General features: G+C 62.0%; 21 protein-coding genes. 8 read left to right on the top strand and 13 right to left on the bottom strand.

Going from position 1 to position 19,443, the window contains the following annotated elements:
* Window positions 1-107: 107 nt before the first annotated feature.
* On the top strand, window positions 108-572 hold the full coding sequence (locus tag F6X40_RS05180) for a hypothetical protein (RefSeq protein ID WP_187627029.1): 465 nt from the start codon (window positions 108-110) through the stop codon (window positions 570-572).
* A 191-nt stretch (window positions 573-763) separates the two neighbouring features.
* On the top strand, window positions 764-1,486 hold the full coding sequence (locus F6X40_RS05175) for a hypothetical protein (protein WP_187627028.1): 723 nt from the start codon (window positions 764-766) through the stop codon (window positions 1,484-1,486).
* Here the strand turns inward: F6X40_RS05175 and F6X40_RS05170 are convergent, their stop codons facing one another.
* The 3 genes from F6X40_RS05170 to F6X40_RS05160 form a co-directional block, all read right to left on the bottom strand.
* Complete coding sequence (locus tag F6X40_RS05170) at window positions 1,487-1,702, bottom strand: hypothetical protein (protein ID WP_090803696.1); 216 nt, start codon at window positions 1,700-1,702, stop codon at window positions 1,487-1,489.
* Between the two features lie 539 nt (window positions 1,703-2,241).
* The gene (locus F6X40_RS05165) at window positions 2,242-2,577 is read right to left on the bottom strand and encodes a YggL family protein (protein WP_090803699.1); all 336 of its coding nucleotides are present in this window, start codon (window positions 2,575-2,577) and stop codon (window positions 2,242-2,244) included.
* Between the two features lie 103 nt (window positions 2,578-2,680).
* Complete coding sequence (locus tag F6X40_RS05160; RefSeq protein WP_167368630.1) at window positions 2,681-2,821, bottom strand: hypothetical protein; 141 nt, start codon at window positions 2,819-2,821, stop codon at window positions 2,681-2,683.
* A gap of 48 nt (window positions 2,822-2,869) precedes the next feature.
* On the opposite strand from F6X40_RS05160, the gene F6X40_RS05155 reads away from it, so the two are divergent.
* Together F6X40_RS05155 and F6X40_RS05150 are read left to right on the top strand one after the other, a co-directional pair.
* Complete coding sequence (locus F6X40_RS05155; RefSeq protein WP_143037144.1) at window positions 2,870-3,187, top strand: hypothetical protein; 318 nt, start codon at window positions 2,870-2,872, stop codon at window positions 3,185-3,187.
* 144 nt (window positions 3,188-3,331) lie between these two features.
* The gene (locus F6X40_RS05150) at window positions 3,332-3,877 is read left to right on the top strand and encodes a hypothetical protein (protein ID WP_187627027.1); all 546 of its coding nucleotides are present in this window, start codon (window positions 3,332-3,334) and stop codon (window positions 3,875-3,877) included.
* A 637-nt stretch (window positions 3,878-4,514) separates the two neighbouring features.
* Here F6X40_RS05150 and F6X40_RS42140 read toward each other — a convergent pair.
* Window positions 4,515-6,686 carry an SEC-C metal-binding domain-containing protein gene (locus F6X40_RS42140; protein WP_187627026.1) on the bottom strand — a complete coding sequence of 724 codons (2,172 nt, stop codon included), beginning with the start codon at window positions 6,684-6,686 and terminating at the stop codon, window positions 4,515-4,517.
* Between the two features lie 266 nt (window positions 6,687-6,952).
* Here F6X40_RS42140 and F6X40_RS05140 point away from each other — a divergent pair, with 266 nt between their 5' ends.
* From F6X40_RS05140 to F6X40_RS05130, 3 genes are read left to right on the top strand one after another with little or no spacing between them, the layout of a single operon-like run.
* Entirely contained in the window at window positions 6,953-7,972 is a 1,020-nt protein-coding gene (locus F6X40_RS05140; RefSeq protein WP_187627025.1) for a hypothetical protein, read from the top strand.
* Window positions 7,962-8,393, top strand: a complete 432-nt coding sequence (locus F6X40_RS05135; protein ID WP_187627111.1) for a DUF4279 domain-containing protein — start codon at window positions 7,962-7,964, stop codon at window positions 8,391-8,393. The genes F6X40_RS05140 and F6X40_RS05135 overlap by 11 nt, the downstream gene beginning before the upstream one ends.
* A gap of 19 nt (window positions 8,394-8,412) precedes the next feature.
* Window positions 8,413-8,979 carry a PH domain-containing protein gene (locus F6X40_RS05130; RefSeq protein WP_187627024.1) on the top strand — a complete coding sequence of 189 codons (567 nt, stop codon included), beginning with the start codon at window positions 8,413-8,415 and terminating at the stop codon, window positions 8,977-8,979.
* 720 nt (window positions 8,980-9,699) lie between these two features.
* Here F6X40_RS05130 and rng read toward each other — a convergent pair.
* The 9 genes from rng to upp form a co-directional block, all read right to left on the bottom strand.
* Window positions 9,700-11,169, bottom strand: coding sequence for a ribonuclease G (gene rng / locus F6X40_RS05125; RefSeq protein ID WP_090803712.1), 1,470 nt, complete (start codon window positions 11,167-11,169; stop codon window positions 9,700-9,702).
* A gap of 9 nt (window positions 11,170-11,178) precedes the next feature.
* Window positions 11,179-11,808, bottom strand: a complete 630-nt coding sequence (locus tag F6X40_RS05120) for a Maf family protein (RefSeq protein ID WP_184010124.1) — start codon at window positions 11,806-11,808, stop codon at window positions 11,179-11,181.
* A 255-nt stretch (window positions 11,809-12,063) separates the two neighbouring features.
* Window positions 12,064-12,534, bottom strand: a complete 471-nt coding sequence (gene rlmH / locus F6X40_RS05115) for a 23S rRNA (pseudouridine(1915)-N(3))-methyltransferase RlmH (protein ID WP_187627023.1) — start codon at window positions 12,532-12,534, stop codon at window positions 12,064-12,066.
* A 36-nt stretch (window positions 12,535-12,570) separates the two neighbouring features.
* Entirely contained in the window at window positions 12,571-13,020 is a 450-nt protein-coding gene (gene rsfS, locus F6X40_RS05110) for a ribosome silencing factor (RefSeq protein ID WP_187627022.1), read from the bottom strand.
* 4 nt (window positions 13,021-13,024) lie between these two features.
* Window positions 13,025-13,747, bottom strand: a complete 723-nt coding sequence (locus F6X40_RS05105; RefSeq protein ID WP_221307877.1) for a nicotinate-nucleotide adenylyltransferase — start codon at window positions 13,745-13,747, stop codon at window positions 13,025-13,027.
* Between the two features lie 43 nt (window positions 13,748-13,790).
* Window positions 13,791-14,714, bottom strand: coding sequence for an oxygen-dependent coproporphyrinogen oxidase (gene hemF, locus F6X40_RS05100; protein ID WP_184072009.1), 924 nt, complete (start codon window positions 14,712-14,714; stop codon window positions 13,791-13,793).
* Window positions 14,715-15,008: 294 nt separating this feature from the next.
* Window positions 15,009-16,292, bottom strand: coding sequence for a phosphoribosylamine--glycine ligase (gene purD, locus F6X40_RS05095; RefSeq protein WP_187627021.1), 1,284 nt, complete (start codon window positions 16,290-16,292; stop codon window positions 15,009-15,011).
* A gap of 104 nt (window positions 16,293-16,396) precedes the next feature.
* On the bottom strand, window positions 16,397-17,125 hold the full coding sequence (locus tag F6X40_RS05090) for a YebC/PmpR family DNA-binding transcriptional regulator (protein WP_018419973.1): 729 nt from the start codon (window positions 17,123-17,125) through the stop codon (window positions 16,397-16,399).
* 598 nt (window positions 17,126-17,723) lie between these two features.
* Window positions 17,724-18,374 (bottom strand): uracil phosphoribosyltransferase, encoded by a 651-nt coding sequence (gene upp / locus F6X40_RS05085; protein ID WP_026225693.1) that lies wholly within the window; start codon window positions 18,372-18,374, stop codon window positions 17,724-17,726.
* A gap of 215 nt (window positions 18,375-18,589) precedes the next feature.
* On the opposite strand from upp, the gene F6X40_RS05080 reads away from it, so the two are divergent.
* Window positions 18,590-19,369, top strand: coding sequence for an SDR family oxidoreductase (locus tag F6X40_RS05080; RefSeq protein WP_090803723.1), 780 nt, complete (start codon window positions 18,590-18,592; stop codon window positions 19,367-19,369).
* Window positions 19,370-19,443: the final 74 nt, after the last annotated feature.

Here is a 19,443-nt window from a genome sequence, read left to right as displayed (position 1 = left end):
TGTTATGAATTGTGTCGAACATATTCCCCCGTCTCCCGCGTCGTGCTAGATATACCCGCTTCAGAGTGATTTGGAGGCGCAACGCATGTTGATCGGGTTGCAGATAGATGGCGATTGACTTCAAAGTCGGGGCGCGCCGGCGCTGCAGGCTCTACTCGCGACGGGAATATCGCGGCAACGCATTGAGCGACGAGGCGCGTGCCGGTCGCAAGCTCATTACCTCGGCTAGCTCATGGGAACTCACGTACGACGCGCGCCAGCTAGCGCAGCTCGTCGGGTTCATGCGCAATGCGCGTGGCGGCGCATATGCTAGCGGCTCTGCGCCAGAGCAACTCGCCCGAGAGCTCCAGTCCGCGATCGAGAGCGGCCAGGTGATCGCGGTCGTGTCAACGCCGCAAGCGTCGTGCACGGGCGGCGCGCCTATCGAACAGGAAATCCGGCCGTACTATGTGACTGTCACGCCGTCGCAGCTATTCGGGCGCGTGCTGTCTGCCGTGCCTGCTGCACGTTCATTCGAGCGTCCAAGACTGCCGCGGCTCGCCCAGCTCGGCATGAACAGCTGTAACGCATGACGGCGATTTCACCCTGTACACCGAAAACTACAACGCTCGCGCCGAGGGCTACGCGGCTGCACTGGCCGGTGATCCGTTTCGGCGTTTGACTACCATCTAGTTTGCATAAGTCAACTTTAAGGTGATGCTATCCGGTTGCTAGCCCGTTTAGGGCTGTTTTTCGATATAGCGATTTGTTTTAGCATCTTCGGATGGAAAAGGACCAACACGAGAATTTCTTCGCACGCCTGATTTCACCGATGCTCGATCAACTTAGGCGCCTTGCATATGGCACCCGAGGGGAGCAGTCAGTCGACGATTTGAAGACTGAAGCTTGGATCGCTGCGCAGGATGTTCGCAGCGAGATTGGAGAGGCCATCGAGCCGGAGGACGAGCGCCTACAGACTGCCGTGCTGTCAAAACTGCGAAAAGCATTTGGCAAGTTCGCGAACCGGAAGATGCGGTTCGCCGTGCAGCTCGATCACGAGCAGTCGGGTGACGACGGCGATTTTCTGCCAAATTCCGTCGGCGCTAGTCTGGCCGCGCCGGATGTCTATGAGCCCGAGATCGCAATAGAACGTGCCGAGGAGCTCGCGGCACAAGAGCGTTGTCTTGCCGAGCGATTTACCGAGGCGGTCGCCTATCTCCGGACGTTGAATCACTTCGACCATGATCGGCAGACGATCGCGAGATACTTGGCGATCCCGGCCAGCACGCTCGAGACGAGGCTGCGTCGCGCGGAGAGCGTTGCAGAATCTCAACCGTCAATGTTCGATCACGTCGAGGCGGTACCAATCGACTTCGTGCCGCAGCCTGGGTGCTTCAGGCCAAGAAGCATCAGAAAGAGCAAGGTATTTAGAAGCATGTGCCCCGTGATTCGGCCGTGGCAATGCAACTTATTTTCTGTCTGGGCCACGGTGTTCGCTAGACGATAGCTACCGAGCCAGTTCCCGCTTGGCCGCCTCCTCTGCCAGTCCCATGGCTTCAGCCTCGGTTTTGACCGGACGGCCCGCATCTCGACCGACAACGTGACGGAGGATTTGAGTTCCGCGCTTTACGGTTATTCGGACATAGCCCTTGAACATGCCGCCGGGAGCTGCCTGCACGCAGGCTTCGACGGTTTTGTTGCCTTTCGTCTCTTGGAATGCCATGACGGCCTCCTCCGGGTCGGTTGTGAGCCGATCCTATCATGGGCGAAACGCGACGTCGGCAACCGCGTTGTCAAACGTGGAGGGTAATCTGGGCCCATCGAACAACGGGAATCTGATCGTGACAGACATCGCAAATGGAAAGCGGGTTAGCGCGACCGAGGCGGCTGAGATCCTCAGTGTGCCGCGGTACGCAATCAGCCGCATTAACCGGGGCGGCGAGATCATAAAGCGCTACAAGCTGGGTCACAAGACACATGTGTATGACCGTGACTCGCTCTATGCGTACCTCGATGCTTGCTTGGTAAGGCCTACCCCACTGCCTGACGTAAAGTCGAACGCGTCCGTGCATGCGCGGATCTGCATTTCGAGCCCCGAGAGTAAGCCATCCGACCTGCGAAAATTTCTTGAAAAGCTTGAGGAGTTTAAGCGGAAGGAAAAGTAGCTGGGGTGAATGAGTCCAACCCGAGCCACCACCCCGAAGAGGTCACCCCCAACGGGGACTCCGCGTAACCTTTTGGTCGGCCGCCTTGGCGCCGTTGTTATGGCGATGCATGCCACGCGTCGACCATCTCGCCCACCACCGAATCGGTCACGCAGTTTTGCGTAGACAGCCAGGAATGCACCGCGGATCGTTGGTCTTCGGTCGTCGATCCACGTGGCGCGTCCGAAATGATAAAGGCGTCGAAATCAGTGCTCGTCGAGACGGCCGCCAGCATTCCATTTTCTTCAATGAACGCGATGAACGCATCGAGGATCGCCTCGCGCTGAGCGGCCGGGGTATCCGGGATAAAGCGTGCAGTGGCGGAGAAGCCCATCTCTTGGAATTCTCCGATGTGCAGTTTCTTGCGCTGACGACGGTTGTGGTTCTTGCTCATAAGGTTTCCATGTGCATCGCCGAAATGGAAGACTGCGCTCTAAGGGAGGCGCCAAAACAAAAAACCCGCCACTGGGCGGGTCGGCCATCTCAAGGCTTGCGGATTATTTCTTCTTCGGCTTTGCTGTTGCCGGCTTCTTCGCTTGTGCCAGATCGGATCCGGCAACCGACTTTTGGGCTGGCGTGCTCTTCTTGTTGGACAGCTGTTTGCTCGCGAGTGACGCGTCTTTCTTTCCCGTGGCCATAGATACCTCATGCTGGTGATTAGTTTTGCACTGCGCAGCTAATGTAGGATGAAAAAGACCCCTCGGCGACTAGCGTTTACCCGCCAGCGCGGCACCCAGAATTTCAAGACAGTGAACTCGCCATTCCATGGCCCGATAAGCCTTTATCGACATCCCTTCGCTATGACGATCCGGACGAACGATGAACTGATTTTACTGACTGGAGGTTTGAAGCAAGGGGCTGCGCAGATTCGATGGATCGAGCGCGAGCTTGGGTTCAAGCCGCCGCGCAAGATCGATGACCATCCGATGATCACGTGGGAGCAGGTGAATGGGAAGCCACAGGAGCGCAGAAGAACTGAGCCGAAGTGGAAGAAGGCTCTTTGACGGGGAGACGCCCGAAGGCGCCGCTACCGCGCGTGTCATCGTCGGAGTAATGCTGTATTTATATACAGTGGTCTGGCGTACCATGTGTCGGTGGCCTGCAGTTATCACGACGCCTAAAGGATGCCCGCACATCACGGAGGAAGCGTGCCTGTAACGCACTTCTACAACAGATCGCTTTTTGCGGTATTAGGCATCGGTGTCCCCGAGCAGTTGGTAAACTGGGATGCGGGCCACGACGCAGGCGCGCGGCTCGAGCGCGAACGCATTGCCGCCATTCTCAATCACCCAGCGGCGCAAGGCCGGCACAAATCGGCTGTGATGCTCGCCCTTACCCCCGGCATGGCGCAGGAAACGGCGGGGAGTCTCCTGGCGACGTTTCCCAAAGGCAATGGCCAACGCGGCGGCGCTGGCATTTCCGCTGGTGTCGTCGGTCAGGCCGGCGCGAGTGCGCAAGCCTTCGGAGAACGGGCGGCCGCACTCTGGACGCAATACGGCGCGAGTGCTACCGACAGCAGCCCAGATGAAGCCGATGGAACGCTCGACGGTGACGAGGCCAGCGGCGACCCAATACAAGCAAGTGAGACGGCCCCCGAATCAACCGCGCCGGCTGCTGACCAGCAAGCCGGCGCACAGTCCTTCCGGACGCATGCCGCTGCGCTTTGGAGACAACATGGCAAGCAGGAAGAGTGACCTGTTGACGGACGCGGCCACGCAGCCACTTGATGAGAAATGGTGTGGGCTTGGAGGGCGAGTCATTGCCCGGTACACCAAGGCCCGCGCTGCGCGCGGGTAAGCGGTCGGTACTGTAGATGTTTGACCAACCGAACCCGCGTACAGACGACGAGGGCGCGAGAGGCACAAGCCCTCACCGTGCCTCTTGCAGCCCGCCACGCGGCCTGTACGCCCACGGCAGGCCCGAAAAACAAAAAAAGGTACTCCTGGAGCATCGACCAACCGCGGGGAATGCTGCGACGCTCGGTCTTTAAGTAATTTTCGGTTCCAAAAGAGGTCCAGTCACAGTCACAATCGCCTTCATGCGTTTTTATCATGACCCTTCGAAAGGCTTTGTGGGTAAGGCTTGCAGCGATTTCATGAACTCGAAAACGATCGATTCTGGTGCCAGAATTACCCCGGAACTTTGACTGCGCTTTTTTTACGACTGCACTTTGCGCGCCGTTCGGCAGAGGACCGGTCGAGAGAAAGCCCCACCATAAAGCCTGATTTGCGCCTTCCTGCCGCCCGCAAGCCGCTTCTGGGTAGGGCCCCGAGCCAATTGAAAGGTTGTTGTTAGCATTGTATTTTCGCACCTTTTCTCTACATTCTTGGACTACGGAGCCCATGCAGTAGCCGGCTTCCCAAGACAACACTTTTTGAATTTTGTGCCGCTGCCGCATGGACACGGATCATTGCGTCCGACCTTGACGCGCGGGGATCCGCGTATTTGTTCGGCAAATTTGGCGGCGGGCATTGGTTGCCGCATGTCAGCAGTGGTCAGATCCATTTCGTCGGACTGCTGCCAGTTCGATTCCACGACAACCCCAAACTGTAGGTTGGCCTTGGCATCCAAGGAGACTCCAAACCATCTCTGTGCCCTCCGCGCGTACTTGCGACATTCACAATAGGCCCCGAGCTTTGTCTTTGCGTCTTTGGACGGCACAGGGTTGCAATGGAAGGTAATTCCACCGTAATCACCCGCGATCGTGAAGTCATGGGTCTTTCCGTCTGTTCGAGTCCGGCGCGTAATGAACTCTAGCCCGTGATGGATGGTTTGGCAGGTGTCCTCGCCTAATGCCAGCAGCAGAAAGCCCAGTTCCATCGTGGCCGGGTCGGGCTGCTTCTCGATTTGAAAGAGAAGATGCTCGAACAGCGTACCCGCAAGACGGGTGAGGATGTCTTCTGGCGTGCGCGCGCCCGACACGTTATCGCGCCGCACAGTCATCGCCAGGTCGAGGTCGACGGCGATATCGTCCTCCAACTGGATCACGTCGACTTCTGACTCGATCCAGAGGTTCCTCTTTAGGTGAAAGCCGAGCGCCGTGTGCTCGTGACTCATGCTCAGCCGTTCAATATTCTCGACTCGCAGTTTTGCGTAGCTCAGAAGCCGAAGCGGCGTATTGAGCATCTCGGTCAGCGTGTCGAGCAGGAACACGTCCATCACAAAGGGCGCGGGGACCTTGTCGGAAGTCTGGTACTTCAGGAACTGCCTGGTCTGGAAAGCCAGTGCGGGATAGTGATCCGCAACCACATTGAAGATGAGGATTTCCGTCGGCGAGAGCGGCGGCAAAAGCTCCGCTCCCTTGGCGTCCAGCAATCTGCAGTCGCCGGCGAGGATCGCCTGCGCACACAGCCACGCCTGATCGTATGAGTCTTGGATAGCGGCAGCGAAGTCCTTAAGCAACTGGCCGTCGTTGCCGCGGCGTGCCTCCAAGGTCAGCCTCTTCGATTTTGCTTGAACAATGATCAGCCGATCGCCGAAAACCACGAGCACGTCGATTTCGCCGATGGTCGTCCCTTTGCTTTGGCCCAGATGCACATTGCTGTGTACGCGTTCTATTCCGAACACGCTCGCCAGGCGCCGAGCGGCGAACGCCTCCGTAAATGCGCCTCGGTGTTGCGCGGCGGTTGCCTGATAGGCCTTGTCGGCCATCATCCAATAGAACGGAGACTCATACAGGGACTCGTAGATGCTGTAGTGCTGAAACAGAAGCACCCTGTCGCCGCCAGCAGCCAGTAGCGGCGTCGCGTTCAGCGCGTTGAAATCCCCCAGCGACTGGAACTGGGTGTTGTTGCCGCGTAATGTAAACGCGTCGAGGAACGCTCGTACTTGCTCAATAGGCAGGCCGGATCGGAGCGCGATCTCGTCCGGCGACTGCTCGAAGGCTGAGAGCCAGCTCAATGGCGAGACCCCTGATTTCTTCATCGCGTTTAAGGCCCGGGTCACCTTTTCATCAAGTAGCGCACACATCGTACGGGCGATCGTCTGCGCTTGAATGACGGAGAACCCCTTGATTTCGACTAGCCAAGGATTGTCGGCGCTGTATTTCTCCGAGACTAGTTCCCGATACTGGAAACTGTAGGCCGACTCGCCACCGTAAAAAATGGGTTCTCGCAGAGCTTCAGCACGCCAGATGTCGACGTCTCGCTGTCCGGCCTTGCCGACATCGATCATTGCTTCCCAAATCGGAAATCCCACGGCCTCGTGCAGTTCCTCCATGAGGCGGTCGGTACGATCGACGTATCCCTGCAAGATGCTCGCAGCAGGTTGCGAAAACTCAATTGGCGCCCGCACGAGCAGCCCAAGGATCGTGGTGATTTCGGTCCGAATGAGACGCTCCCGGCTGAAAAGTCTCTCCAGGTCCGAGGCTTTCATCTCGTTCGCATAGGTCACCAGGTTATCGCGATAGCAGATTTGTGCGATTGCGTGAAGGTAGCCTGGCGCGCGCGTGAGAGCAGCCAGATCAACAAATACCTCCGCTTCGCTGCGAGAAGGTTTCTTCATCCGCTCGATTCTCCAAGAACATCGACGGCAAGCAACTACTTTACGGTGTCATTCCCTGCGAGGTCTATGGTCGATTTACGTCGACAGTCAGGATAAAGGGCAGTACGCCGGTTCCCGGCTGGGCAGCGCGATTCCTTGATATGGCGAACCAGATAACGCGCATCGCTGCGCCGACGACCCACCCATGGCATGACGGCCATATCCCAAAAACCCGGCGCGGCAATCATCTGCTAGGTTTACGCCGTCACACGGATAGAGACCATCGTATGCCCTGGCACACGCTAGAAATTCCGCTGGAGTGCAGCTGGCAGTGCACGCTGCATGCCGCCAGCCAGTATCACAGCATGGAGCGAGAACGGCGCAGCAGCCTGTTTTGGGATCGAGATAGCAGCCGCTCGCGAGGCTGGTCGTCGTTCATGAGGGACGACAGGCGGGACGACGAAGAAGAAGACGCGCGCAGGCAGCTTGAACAGGACCGGCGGGATTTCGACAGGTATTTCCGGCCACGCCTGGACCTGCGGACGATCACGGGCGGTCAGGCTCTACGCGAAATCCAGATCTATGTCAGGGATGCGCTGGGTCTCGCGCACTGGAACCTGCCGACCGACAACGCGAGTATCGAGCGCGTTCTCAGGCAGGCGGTGAAAGATGGGCGGCTCGTCCCGGTGGTCCACCGTGACCGGCGTTCCGCGCTGGGGCGTGTGTACAGCCCCACCCCTGCACCGCTGCGCTGGCCGTCATCAGGGGGTGAAGGTGGAACCTACTGGAGCCGCTCACCCAATCTGTTCCCTCCCGGCACCACCTCATTCAACGGCGAGCCGGTCCTGTCCAGCCCGTACGATCCCGCCACCATCGAGGTCAGACGGATGGCCGCGCGCGCCGCAATGTCCAGCAGCAGTAGCGGCGGTGGCTTCGACCTGCTCGGCGTGGTCGAGTCGGTGGCCGGAGCCGCGCTTGGTGACAGCGACAGCACAGACGACGAGGCTGAGGTCGCAGGCGCGGAAACGACCAGCGACACATCTACACCGCTCGGCGATGCGCAGCCGTTCGACTACACGCCGGATGCGGTAAGCGGTGACGTGGAAGATCTGGCGGCCTCAACGAATAGTCCGAAGTTTGCCGCGAAGATGCTTGGTTACGACCAGAACACTTTCAGCAAAATGCTGCACCTCCTCAAGCCAGAGAATGGATTGCGCCCATCGGATAACGTGATTTTCCACGACGACGGAAGCGTCGAATTTAACGGACAACTGCTCGATGACAACATCCACAACTATGCACCCTGATTCCTCAAGTACCCGGCCGCTTGCTCATGCGACGTTCTACATCAATGGGGACGCCGTATCGCCGGACTTTTGGACCGACTATTTCGGCGTGACGCCGAGTCGGAGCAGAACGAAGGGAAAGCCGTACCTTTATCCATCTGGCAAGCTCAGCGACCATCCGGCGAAACGTGGCTCCTGGGCAGTTGAGAGCGAGCACGCTGTGCAAAGCAATCAGTTGGAACCGCATCTCCGGTACCTGATAAAGACGCTCGCCTTGCCTCGTCACGGTCTTCGCGATCTCGTTTGCCGGGACGGGGTAGCTATGTCGATCTGGTGCTACTGGATGAACGAGACCGGCGACCGCGTGCCCGACGTGCCCGACGACATTCGGGCGATGACGGAAGCGATGGGCGGCACCATCGAGATTGACGAGTACCGATAAACAGGAGAAGGCCCCCACGATGTTTGATTTTAAGAATGCCAGCAAGCAGGAGCTGAAAGCTGAGTACAACCGCATCGCCCGCGAAATTGGCGATGACCAGTTCTTCACGAAAAAAGAGTTGAATCACCTCCCCGAAATCCTCATGGACGGCGAGCAGGTTTTAGCTTTTGCATCAGGGGTGATGGACAACAGCACATGGTTGATTGCCTTGACTGACCATCGCGTGATTTTCCTTGATAAGGGCCTTCTGTTCGGACTGAAGCAAGTCTCTATCAACCTGGACAAGATAAACGCAGTGTCTGGTAGCACAGGACTGGTTTTCGGAACCATCCGCATCGAGGACGCGGCCAGTGAGCGCGTGATTAAGAATGTCCGGAAGCAGACAGTGGCGGGCTTCACCAACAAAGTACGCGATGCATTGAACGTATACCGAAGACCTGCCCCTGTCGCTACGCCGTCAGAGACCGCGGCAGTACAGACAGACGATATTGTTTCGAAGCTAGAACGGCTGGCCGTCCTAAGGGAGCGCGGTGCTCTTACCGAGGCGGAGTTTGTTGAACAGAAGACTCGGGTGCTTGCCCAGTGAGCTTGTCCGAATGGCGACGAACCTGGCTACCGGCTTCACGCTGCTCACCGTCATTCTGCATACAGCCGCAGTGAAGGAAGCACAGTTGACAATGCGCAAACGTGTCCAGTCGTGGGACCTATGATGTAAGCGACACCCTTACGTCAGAGGCAAACCATGACGAGCCGGGATGTGCTGGGGGCGGGGCGACGCGAGGCCGTACGGCGAGCAGCGTACAGCCTTGCCGACAGCGGCAAGTATGCAGGGTGGCAAGAGATCGAAAAAGCGCTTCGGGCCCGTTATGGCGTGCTTGATGCTCACCAGTTGCTAGGTAACCCGGTCGTGCGCGCCAACATCGATCAACGATGCGTCGCTGCGCGGCCGAAGCCTCACGCGGCATGACCACCAACGAGCGCAGACCCAGCCGGCGGCCCGTGGCCACATGGAGTGTGTATGTCCTCGCGGCCACGCTTTTTTCATTGATCGCTATCGGTGCGATTCTGGCCGAGGGCTGGGCATCGCAGGGCGAGTGTCGATAGCGCGTCATCTATACAGGAAGGGCTCGCCGGAGCGATCCGTGCGGGCCTTTCTTTTCTGAGTTCGAATTCTGACGGTCAGGGAACGGCCCGTTGATCCTCGTTCATCGCCAGCGCACCTAAAATGGGTAGCTAGATGGGTAGCTAGCGCGAAAAATCGGCCATTTTTTTAGCCGCTATCCTTACTGGATAAGGCATTTGGCGATTACATCAAGACAATATCGTACTGCTCCTGACTCAAATTCGACTCCACCTGCAACGACACCGGCTTGCCGATGAAATCGATCAGCATTGCCAGATGCTGCGACTCTTCCTCGAGAAACAGATCGATCACCTGCTGCGAAGCGACCACGCGAAACTCGCGCGGATTGAACTGCCGCGACTCGCGCAAAATCTCCCGCAACACGTCATAGCACACCGTGCGCGCAGTCTTCACTTGCCCCTTGCCCTGGCAAATCGGGCAAGGCTCGCACAGCACATGCGCGAGCGACTCACGCGTACGCTTGCGCGTCATCTCGACGAGCCCGAGTTGCGAGAAACCATTGACGGTCACCCGCGTGCGATCGCGCGACAACGCCTTCTTCAATTCGCCTAGCACCTGGTCGCGATGCTCGACGTTCTCCATATCGATGAAATCGATGATGATCACGCCGCCAAGATTCCTTAGCCGCAGTTGCCGCGCGATGGTATGCGCGGCTTCGAGGTTGGTCTTGAAGATCGTGTCGTCGAAGTTGCGCGCGCCGACATAGCCGCCGGTGTTCACATCGATCGTCGTCATCGCCTCGGTCTGGTCGATCACGAGGTAGCCGCCCGACTTCAGATCCACGCGACGCGATAGCGCGCGCTGAATCTCGGCCTCGATGTTGTACAGATCGAACAGCGGCCGCTCGCCGGTGTAGTGGTGCAGCTTCGACGATACCGCCGGTGTGAACTCGGCCGCGAAATCGGCGAGCATCTGATGCGTCTCGCGCGAATCGACCTGGATGCGCGATGTGTCATCGTTGACGAAATCGCGCAGCACGCGCTGCGCGAGATTCAGATCCTGGTAGAGCAGGCTGGTGGGCGGCATGCGCTGGGCCTGCGACAGAATCGTCGCCCACGTCTTGCGCAGATACGCGACGTCGGCTGCGAGCTCTTCGCTCGTCGCATCCTCGGCGATCGTGCGCACGATGTAGCCGCCTTTCTCGTCGGCGGGCAGCACGGCGGTCAGACGCGCACGCACGGCCTCGCGCTCGGCTTCGCTTTCGATTTTCTGCGAGATGCCGATGTGCGGCTCCTGCGGCAGATACACGAGCGTGCGCCCGGCGATGCTCACTTGCGTGGACAGCCGCGCGCCCTTGGTGCCGATCGGGTCCTTGACGACCTGCACCATCAGCGTCTGACCTTCGAAGACGATCTTTTCGATCGGCTGATGCGGTGTTTGATGTTGCGCTTCGCCGGCGATGCGCGGATGCCAGATGTCGGCGACATGAAGAAACGCGGCGCGTTCGAGGCCGATGTCGATGAACGCCGACTGCATGCCGGGCAGCACGCGCACGACCTTGCCGAGATAGACATTGCCGACGCGGCCGCGCGACAGCGTTCGTTCGACATGAAGTTCCTGGACGGCGCCCTGTTGAACGAGCGCGACGCGCGTTTCCTGCGGCGTGACATTGATCAGGATTTCTTCATTCATGGTGTTGTTCTAGAAGTCGATGCGCGCTGCACGCAGGAGGGCAGCGGTTTCAAAAAGCGGCAAACCCATAATACCCGAATAGGACCCGTCTATATGCTCGATAAACTCCGCCGCGCGTCCCTGCACGCCATACGCCCCCGCCTTGCCGAGCGGCTCACCGCTCGCCGCGTAGCGACGCAACGCGTCTGCGTGCACTGCAGCAAAACGCACCTTCGAGACCGACAACGCCGCGGGCAGCAGCGCGCCGTTGGCATCGATCACGGCGAGCGCGGTCAGCACTTCGTGCGTGCGGCCCGCGAGACGTGTAAGCATCGCGACCGCATCGTCGGCATCGATGGGCTTGCCGAGAATCGCGTCGTCGATCGTGACGGTGGTGTCGGCGACGAGTATCGGCCGCACCTCGTGACCGCCGTCGAGGAGCCGCGCGCGGGCCGCCTGCGCCTTCGCGATGCACACGCGCTGCACGTAGTCGCGCGCGTGTTCGCCGGGCCGTTCGGCTTCGAGCGCTTCGGCGTCTTCATCGGGGCGCGGCAGCAGCAATTCGAAACGCACGCCGAGCTGTTGCAGCAGCTCCTGGCGGCGCGGACTTTGCGAGGCGAGGTAGACGAACGGATGCAGCGAAGCGGAGGGCGTGGGCATGAACGGGTCTCGATGGAGCGGGAAACGGATGGCGCGGGGTGGTGAACGCGGGTGGGCGTGGAAGAGTGAGCGGGGCGAGGTAGACCCGGTGATCCGATCGATGCGTTGCATCCATTAGCGGCATCGATGCACGGCGCGTCGGGCGCATCATCGCATGAAGCGGCGGCAATACGCTCAAGCGTATGGAGCAGAGCGCCCGCGACGCGTCAGCAGCAACGAATCGTTGCCAGGCGTCGCCGCGCAAGGCTCCAGCACCTACGCGCGATGATACGGATGATTTTGCGTGATGGTCCACGCGCGATAAAGCTGTTCGGCCAGCAGCACGCGCACCATCGCGTGCGGCAGCGTGAGGCTCGACACGCGCAGCATCATATCGGCGCGTGCCTTCAGCTCGGGATCGAGCCCGTCCGCGCCGCCGATCAGAAAGGCCACGTCGCGGCCGTCTTGCTGCCAGCCCGGCAACGCGCCCGCGAGCTGCATCGTGGTCCAGTCCTTGCCGCGTTCGTCGAGCGCGACGATGCGTGCGTTCTTCGGCAACGCGGCTTCGAGCTTCTGCCGTTCGGCGGCCATCACGCTTTCGGCCGAACGGCCCGACGAGCGCTGCTCCGGTTTGATCTCGCGCAGTTCGATGCGCAACTCCGGCGGCATGCGTTTCGCGTATTCGTCGAAGCCGGTCGCGATCCAGTCCGGCATCTTGTGGCCGACGGCGAGGATGTGCAGTTTCATCGCGAGGACAGTAGCGCTGTGGCCGACACGGCCCGCTTACTTGCGGCGCGCCGTGGTCTTGCGCGCGGGCTTCGCGGCGGGCGCTTCCTCGTCTTCCTCGTCGTCGGGCTCGCTTGCGCGCGCGCCGCCGAACGGATTCGGCGTCGACAGCTTGATGCGCACCGGCTTGTCACCCCAGATTTCCTCGAGGTTGTAGTACTGGCGCAGCGCCGGCTGCAGGATGTGCACGATCGCGTCGCCGCAATCGACCAGCACCCATTCGCCGATATCCTCGCCCTCGGTGCTGATGATCTCGCCGCCGGCTTCCTTCACGCCTTCGCGCACGCTCGACGCGAGCGCCTTGGTTTGCCGGTTCGACGTGCCGCTCGCGACGACCACGCGATCGAACAGCGAGGTCAGGTGGCTGGTGTTGAACACTTTGATGTCTTGCGCCTTGACGTCTTCGAGAGCGTCGACGATTACGCGTTGCAGTTTGCGAATATCCATGGAGTTACCGGTGGTACAGATGATGTTGAAGAATATAGTCCCACACCGCGGCGGGGACGTGACTCGCGGCCCGATCCTGGCTTGTGCCGCCCGCACCCGCGTGGGCGAGCCGCTGGTTGACCTGCTCGCGCAGATGCGCGCGAATGTCGGTGGCCGACACGTTGAACGCGAGCGTCGTGTCGATCAGCAGATGGCCGCAGGGTGTGGCCTGCAGCACGTCGGCGCGCGCACGGCGCGCGGCGATTTCCTTGGCGACCGCGGGGGCGACCGACGCGAGGTCGAAGCCGGGCCGCGTGGCCGCGCCGATATGCGCGAGCTCGAACAGGCGCCGCCAGTCGCGCCATGTGTCGAGATGCACCAGTTGATCCGCGCCAATCAGCAGCGTGATCGATGCGTCGTCGCCTTCGCGCTCGCGCCAGCATTGCAGCGTCTCGACCGTGTAGGTCGCGCCATCGTGCTCGATTTCGTCGGTCGCGACGCGTACCGTCACGCCGGGGATCGCTAGCGACGCGGCCGCCGCGCGCGTCATCGCGAGCCGATGCTCGGCGGGCGACACGTCGGCTTTCTGCCACGGCTGGCCGGCCGGCAGCAGCACCAGCTCGGTCAGCCGCAGCACGTCGGCGAACCGCCGCGCAAGCGCGAGGTGGCCGTCGTGGATCGGATCGAATGTGCCGCCCAGCAGACCGATCCGGCGAGGCAGGGCGACAGGGTGAGCGTTCGGCTTCAGGTGAGGGTCCTTTGTCGTGACCGTAAGCGAGACAGGTGGCGCGTCATACCCACTCGCGCGGCACGAGGAAATCGCTGTACAAACGCGCTTCCGGCGTGCCCGGCTCGGGGTGCCAGTCGTAGCGCCAGTTCGCCACGGGCGGCATCGACATCAGGATCGATTCCGTGCGTCCGCCGCTCTGCAGCCCAAACAGTGTGCCACGGTCGAAGACCAGATTGAACTCGACGTAGCGGCCGCGCCGGTAGGCCTGGAACGCGCGCTCGGCTTCGCCGTACGGCGTGTCGCGGCGCCGCTCGATGATCGGCAGGTACGCCTTGAGAAAGCCTTCGCCGACGCTTTTGAGCATCGCGAACGATTGCTCGAAGCCCGGCGCCGAGAAATCGTCGAAGAAAATCCCGCCAATGCCGCGCGGCTCGTTGCGGTGCTTCAGGAAGAAGTACTCGTCGCACCAGCGCTTGAAGCGCGGGTACAGATCCGCGCCGTACGGCGCGAGCGCGTCGCGACACACCTGATGGAACTGCCCGGCGTCCTCTTCGTAGCCGTAGTAGGGCGTCAGGTCCATGCCGCCGCCGAACCAGAACACCGGTTCTTCGCCTTCCCTCGTCGCGATCAGCAGGCGCACGTTCATGTGCACGGTCGGGCAGTGCGGATTGTGCGGATGCAGCACGAGCGACACGCCCATCGCCTCGAAGCCGCGCCCGGCCAGTTGGGGCCGCGCGGCGCTTGCCGAGCCCGGCAGCGCGTCGCCCGCGACGTCCGAGAAGCCGATGCCGGCGCGCTCGAAGAACTGGCCGCCTTCGAGAATCCGCGTGACGCCGCCGCCGCGCAGCTTCTCGCCGGGCGCGCGCTGCCACGCGTCGGTAGCGAACGCGGTGCCGTCGAAGGCGCCGAGCGTGTCCGCGATATGCGATTGCAGGCCTTGCAGCCAGCTGCGCACGGCTTGTGCGTCGTAGCTCGAATTGCTCATGAATGCAGGTGCTTGGGCGGCACGCTCGTCGTGCCGCGGGTTCTTCGAAAGAAAGCGATGGCCGCGTCGGCGCCGGGTGTCTGCGAACTCGGACCGCTGGTTCGGATTGTGCCTGGTTGCCGGAGGCGAACATGAGAGGCGGCTTGCCGCTTCAGTCGATTCGCGGGCTCCGGGCCCGTCTGCCGCGACGAGCGGGAAAGATTCAGTGTAGCGCGCGTCGTGTAACGTGCCCGCACTGCGGCGCCTGTGGCACCGGCAGTGCGCCGCCCGCACGGCGTCCAGCGCTAGCGAAGCTTACTTGCCGTCGTGCTTGCGGTTGAGCGCGCGATAGCCGATGTCGCGGCGGTACTGCATGCCGTCGAACGCGATCTGGTTGATCGTGTGGTACGCGGCCGCCTGCGCGGTGCGCACCGAATCCGCGAGACCGACGACGCACAGCACGCGCCCGCCCGAGGTGGTCAGCTTGCCGTCCGTCAGCGTGGTGCCGGCGTGGAACGTGACTGAATCCGCGGTTTCGGCGGGAATGCCGTTGATGCGGTCGCCCTTCCTCGGCGTGTCCGGGTAGTTGTGCGCGGCGAGCACGACACCGAGCGCGGTGCGGCGGTCCCATTCGAGCTCGACGGTGTCGAGCGTGCCGGCGATCGCGTGTTCCACCACCTTCGAATAGTCGCCTTTCAGACGCGCCATGATCGGCTGCGTTTCGGGGTCGCCCATCCGGCAGTTGAATTCGAGCGTCTTCGGGTTGCCTTGCGCGTCGATCATCAGGCCCGCGTACAGGAAGCCGGTGTAGCGGATACCTTCCTTCTCCATGCCGCGCACGGTCGGCAGGATGATTTCGCGCATCACGCGCGCATGCAGCTGCGGCGTGACGATCGGCGCGGGCGAGTAGGCGCCCATGCCGCCCGTATTCGGGCCCTGGTCGCCGTCGAGCAGACGCTTGTGATCCTGGCTCGACGCGAGCGCGAGCACGTGCTTGCCGTCCACCATCACGATGAAGCTCGCTTCCTCGCCGGCGAGGAACTCCTCGATCACGACGCGCGCGCCGGCGTCGCCGAGCTTGTTGTCCGACAGCATCATGTCGACCGCGGCGTGCGCTTCTTCCAGCGTTTGCGCGACCACCACGCCCTTGCCGGCGGCGAGGCCGTCGGCCTTGATCACGATCGGCGCGCCCTTGGCGTCCAGATACGCGTGCGCGGCGGCGACGTCGGCGAAGGTTTCGTACTCGGCCGTCGGGATGCCGTGGCGCTTCATGAACGCTTTGGCGAAATCTTTCGAGCTTTCGAGCTGGGCGGCCTCTTTGGTCGGCCCGAAGATCTTCAGACCGCGCGAGCGGAACAGGTTGACGATGCCTGCCGCGAGCGGCGCTTCCGGCCCGACCAGCGTGAACGCGATCTGTTCTGTTTCGACGAAATCAGCGAGCGCGGCCGGCTCGGTGATGTCGAGGTTGAGCAGACGCTCATCCTGAGCGGTGCCGCCGTTGCCCGGCGCGACGTAGACGAGCTGGACCCGCGGCGATTGCGCGAGCTTCCATGCCAGCGCATGTTCGCGACCGCCGGAACCGACGACGAGTAACTTCATGTGAATCCCCGAGACTTGAAAACCATAAACGGCCGAGCGGTGTGCTCAGCCGTGCAATAAACCATCAACAGCAAGGGCAAACGATGCCAGAGCCCGGCGCGCCATCACTCGCCGGCGATCGACGCGTTTGTATAGACTTCCTGCACGTCGTCCAGATTTTCCAGCGCGTCGAGCAGCTTCTGCATTTTCACGGCATCGTCGCCGGTGAATTCGACTTCGGTCTGCGGCTTCATCGTGACTTCGGCCAGTTCGGCCTTGAAGCCCGCCGTTTCGAGTGCAGCCTTCACTTTCGAAAAATCGTTCGGCGGGCACAGCACCTCGATACTGCCGTCCTCGTTCGTCACGACGTCGTCGGCGCCCGCTTCGAGCGCGGCTTCCATCAGCGCGTCTTCGGCGGTGCCGGGAGCGAACAGGAACTGGCCGACGTGATCGAACATGAACGACACCGAGCCGTCGGTGCCCATGTTGCCGCCGTTCTTCGAGAACGCGTGACGCACTTCCGCGACCGTGCGGGTGCGGTTGTCGGTCATCGTGTCGACGATCACCGCCGCGCCGCCGATGCCATAGCCTTCGTAGCGGATTTCCTCGTAGTTCGCGCCGTCCGCGCCGCCGACACCGCGCTGGATCGCGCGGTTGATGTTGTCTTTCGGCATGTTGGCGTCGTACGCCTTGTCGACCGCGAGCCGCAGACGCGGGTTCGAGTCGATTTCGCCGCCGCCCAGACGGGCCGCAACCTGGATTTCCTTGATGAGCCGCGTCCAGACCTTGCCGCGCTTGGCATCGGCCGCTGCTTTCTTATGCTTGATGTTGGCCCATTTCGAATGACCCGCCATACTTTTCTCCGTCGCGCGCGCGCCAGCGGGGCGCATGCATAGTGCAATTGTCGTTGCGATGTCGGGCGCCTCGCGTGTTGCGCCTCGATGTCAATCCGTCAGGTGAAAGGCTGCCGGCCGCTCGTGCTTGTTGCTCGTGTTGGCCCGTCGAGGCAGCCACCTGTGCCGCCGATCTCAGCCTGGCCGTTCCCGCGCGTCGTTCCGCGCTTGCCCGCCGGTGGGCGTTCGTGCCGGTTCGTGCATGATCGGCCGGCCAGGCGCAGCCGCAGGGCGGCAGCGCGGTGGAGCGGGGCAGCTTGCGCGGCCAGGCGCCGCATGACCTGATGCGAAAGCGCGGGGCGCCAGTCGAAATTGCAGGCGGTGGTGCGAGCGATCGTGCGGGTCGAGCCGCTCCGTCGAGCGGATTCGAATTTTATCATGCCGCGAGGGTGCGGCAGAGGGGGCCGCGTCGCGAAACCGGCCGCAAATGCAATGAAATCGACGCGAAAATGAATGGAGGCGGCGCGGATGTGTCGCCGGGAGGGCCGGATGCGGGCGAAAGCGGGGCCGGTTCCGGGGCGGCGGCATCGCCAGGCCACCCCCGCTGGCCCTCGGCGCGTCAGTTCTTCGTACCGAACAACCGGTCGCCCGCGTCGCCCAGGCCCGGCACGATGTACGCATGCTCGTTCAGATGCGAATCGAGCGACGCGATGAACAGCTTGACGTCCGGGTGCGCGTCCTGGAACACCTGCACGCCCTCGGGCGCGGCGACGAGCGCGAGGAACATGATGTTCTCGGCGGCCACGTTGCGGCGCTTGAGCACATCGACCGCGTGCACGGCCGAGTAGCCGGTCGCGACCATCGGATCGCAGAGGATGAACACGCGGTCTTCGAGGTCCGGCAGCCGCACCAGGTATTCGACCGGCCGATGATCCTCCGCGCGATACACGCCGATATGGCCGACGCGCGCCGACGGCACCAGCTCGAGCAGGCCGTCCGACATGCCGACGCCCGCGCGCAGCACCGGCACGATCGCGAGCTTCTTGCCGGCGATCACCGGCGCGTCGATCTCGACGAGCGGCGTGGTGATGCGGCGCGTGGTCATTGGCAGGTTGCGGGTGATTTCGTAGCCCATCAGCAGCGTGATTTCGCGCAGCAGTTCGCGGAACGTGCGCGTCGACGTGTCCCGGTCGCGCATGTGCGACAGCTTGTGCTGGATCAGCGGGTGATCGAGGATGAAGAGATTGGGGAAACGGCTGTCCTGGGTCATGGCGGGCTCGCGCGCGGCGGCAAGGTGGATCGGTTCGGCGCGCTCATCCGTTGGCTCAGTCCGCGCTCGAAGGTCGGACGAACGGTGGAAAAGTGCGCCACCGCGCAGTTTACCGAAAGAGTACCGCCCGGCGATACCTGAGATTGCAGCGACGCGGCACAGTCCGGCACCGATTCTTCTAGAATCTGGGGAAACTTCGCCAGGAGGGCATACACATGGACATGGGAATCGCAGGACGCCGCGCGCTGGTTTGCGCGGCGAGCAAAGGTCTGGGACGCGGCTGCGCGGAAGCGCTGGCCGCCGAGGGCGTCGACCTGACGATCGTCGCGCGCACCGCCGAAACGCTCGAAGCGACCGCCGAGGCGATCCGCAAGCAGAGCGGCGTCGAGGTGAAGACCGTCGCATGCGACATCACCACGCCTGAAGGGCGCGCGGCCGCGCTCGCGGCCTGCCCGCAGCCGGACATTCTCGTCAACAACGCGGGCGGTCCGCCGCCGGGCGATTTCCGCAACTTCACGCACGAGGACTGGATCCGCGCGCTCGAAGCCAACATGCTGACGCCGATCGAGCTGATCCGTCAGACCATCGACACGATGAGCGCGCGCGGCTTCGGGCGCATCGTCAACATCACGAGCTCGGCGGTGAAGGCGCCGATCGACGTGCTCGGTCTGTCGAACGGCGCGCGCTCCGGCCTGACCGGTTTCGTCGCGGGGCTCGCGCGCAAGGTCGCGCCGACCGGCGTGACGATCAACAACCTGCTGCCGGGCCTGTTCGACACCGACCGTATCGCGGTCACGTTCGAGGCGCAGGCGAAGACGCACAACATTTCGATCGACGAAGCGCGCAAGCAGCGCATGAAGACGATCCCCGCCGGCCGCTTCGGTAATCGCGAAGAATTCGGCCGCGCCTGCGCGTTCCTGTGCAGCACGCACGCGGGTTACATCACCGGGCAGAACTGGTTGATCGACGGCGGCGCCTATCCTGGTACGTACTGAGCTGGTACGTACTGAGCAGGCACGTACCGAGCCGCCGCGCGCGAACGACACCGGTCACATTACAACAACGATAG

Source organism: Paraburkholderia sp. UCT31 (assembly GCF_014397655.1).
In the GTDB taxonomy this organism is placed as follows: Bacteria; Pseudomonadota; Gammaproteobacteria; order Burkholderiales; family Burkholderiaceae; genus Paraburkholderia; species Paraburkholderia tuberum.
Note: the sequence above shows the minus strand (reverse complement) of the source record. Positions and strands in the feature narration are given on the sequence as shown.

Excerpts from the sequence above, each read along its gene's own strand:
- F6X40_RS42140 (WP_187627026.1), bottom strand. The coding sequence starts at position 6,686 with ATGAAGAAACCTTCTCGCAGCGAAGCGGAGGTATTTGTTGATCTGGCT.
- purD (WP_187627021.1), bottom strand. The coding sequence starts at position 16,292 with ATGAAGTTACTCGTCGTCGGTTCCGGCGGTCGCGAACATGCGCTGGCA.
- F6X40_RS05165 (WP_090803699.1), bottom strand. The coding sequence starts at position 2,577 with ATGAGCAAGAACCACAACCGTCGTCAGCGCAAGAAACTGCACATCGGA.
- F6X40_RS05170 (WP_090803696.1), bottom strand. The coding sequence starts at position 1,702 with ATGGCATTCCAAGAGACGAAAGGCAACAAAACCGTCGAAGCCTGCGTG.
- F6X40_RS05120 (WP_184010124.1), bottom strand. The coding sequence starts at position 11,808 with ATGCCCACGCCCTCCGCTTCGCTGCATCCGTTCGTCTACCTCGCCTCG.
- F6X40_RS05080 (WP_090803723.1), top strand. The coding sequence starts at position 18,590 with ATGGACATGGGAATCGCAGGACGCCGCGCGCTGGTTTGCGCGGCGAGC.
- rng (WP_090803712.1), bottom strand. The coding sequence starts at position 11,169 with ATGAATGAAGAAATCCTGATCAATGTCACGCCGCAGGAAACGCGCGTC.
- F6X40_RS05180 (WP_187627029.1), top strand. The coding sequence starts at position 108 with ATGGCGATTGACTTCAAAGTCGGGGCGCGCCGGCGCTGCAGGCTCTAC.
- F6X40_RS05090 (WP_018419973.1), bottom strand. The coding sequence starts at position 17,125 with ATGGCGGGTCATTCGAAATGGGCCAACATCAAGCATAAGAAAGCAGCG.
- upp (WP_026225693.1), bottom strand. The coding sequence starts at position 18,374 with ATGACCCAGGACAGCCGTTTCCCCAATCTCTTCATCCTCGATCACCCG.
- F6X40_RS05175 (WP_187627028.1), top strand. The coding sequence starts at position 764 with ATGGAAAAGGACCAACACGAGAATTTCTTCGCACGCCTGATTTCACCG.
- rsfS (WP_187627022.1), bottom strand. The coding sequence starts at position 13,020 with ATGGATATTCGCAAACTGCAACGCGTAATCGTCGACGCTCTCGAAGAC.
- F6X40_RS05160 (WP_167368630.1), bottom strand. The coding sequence starts at position 2,821 with ATGGCCACGGGAAAGAAAGACGCGTCACTCGCGAGCAAACAGCTGTCC.
- F6X40_RS05130 (WP_187627024.1), top strand. The coding sequence starts at position 8,413 with ATGTTTGATTTTAAGAATGCCAGCAAGCAGGAGCTGAAAGCTGAGTAC.
- F6X40_RS05140 (WP_187627025.1), top strand. The coding sequence starts at position 6,953 with ATGCCCTGGCACACGCTAGAAATTCCGCTGGAGTGCAGCTGGCAGTGC.
- F6X40_RS05135 (WP_187627111.1), top strand. The coding sequence starts at position 7,962 with ATGCACCCTGATTCCTCAAGTACCCGGCCGCTTGCTCATGCGACGTTC.
- hemF (WP_184072009.1), bottom strand. The coding sequence starts at position 14,714 with ATGAGCAATTCGAGCTACGACGCACAAGCCGTGCGCAGCTGGCTGCAA.
- rlmH (WP_187627023.1), bottom strand. The coding sequence starts at position 12,534 with ATGAAACTGCACATCCTCGCCGTCGGCCACAAGATGCCGGACTGGATC.
- F6X40_RS05155 (WP_143037144.1), top strand. The coding sequence starts at position 2,870 with ATGAAAAAGACCCCTCGGCGACTAGCGTTTACCCGCCAGCGCGGCACC.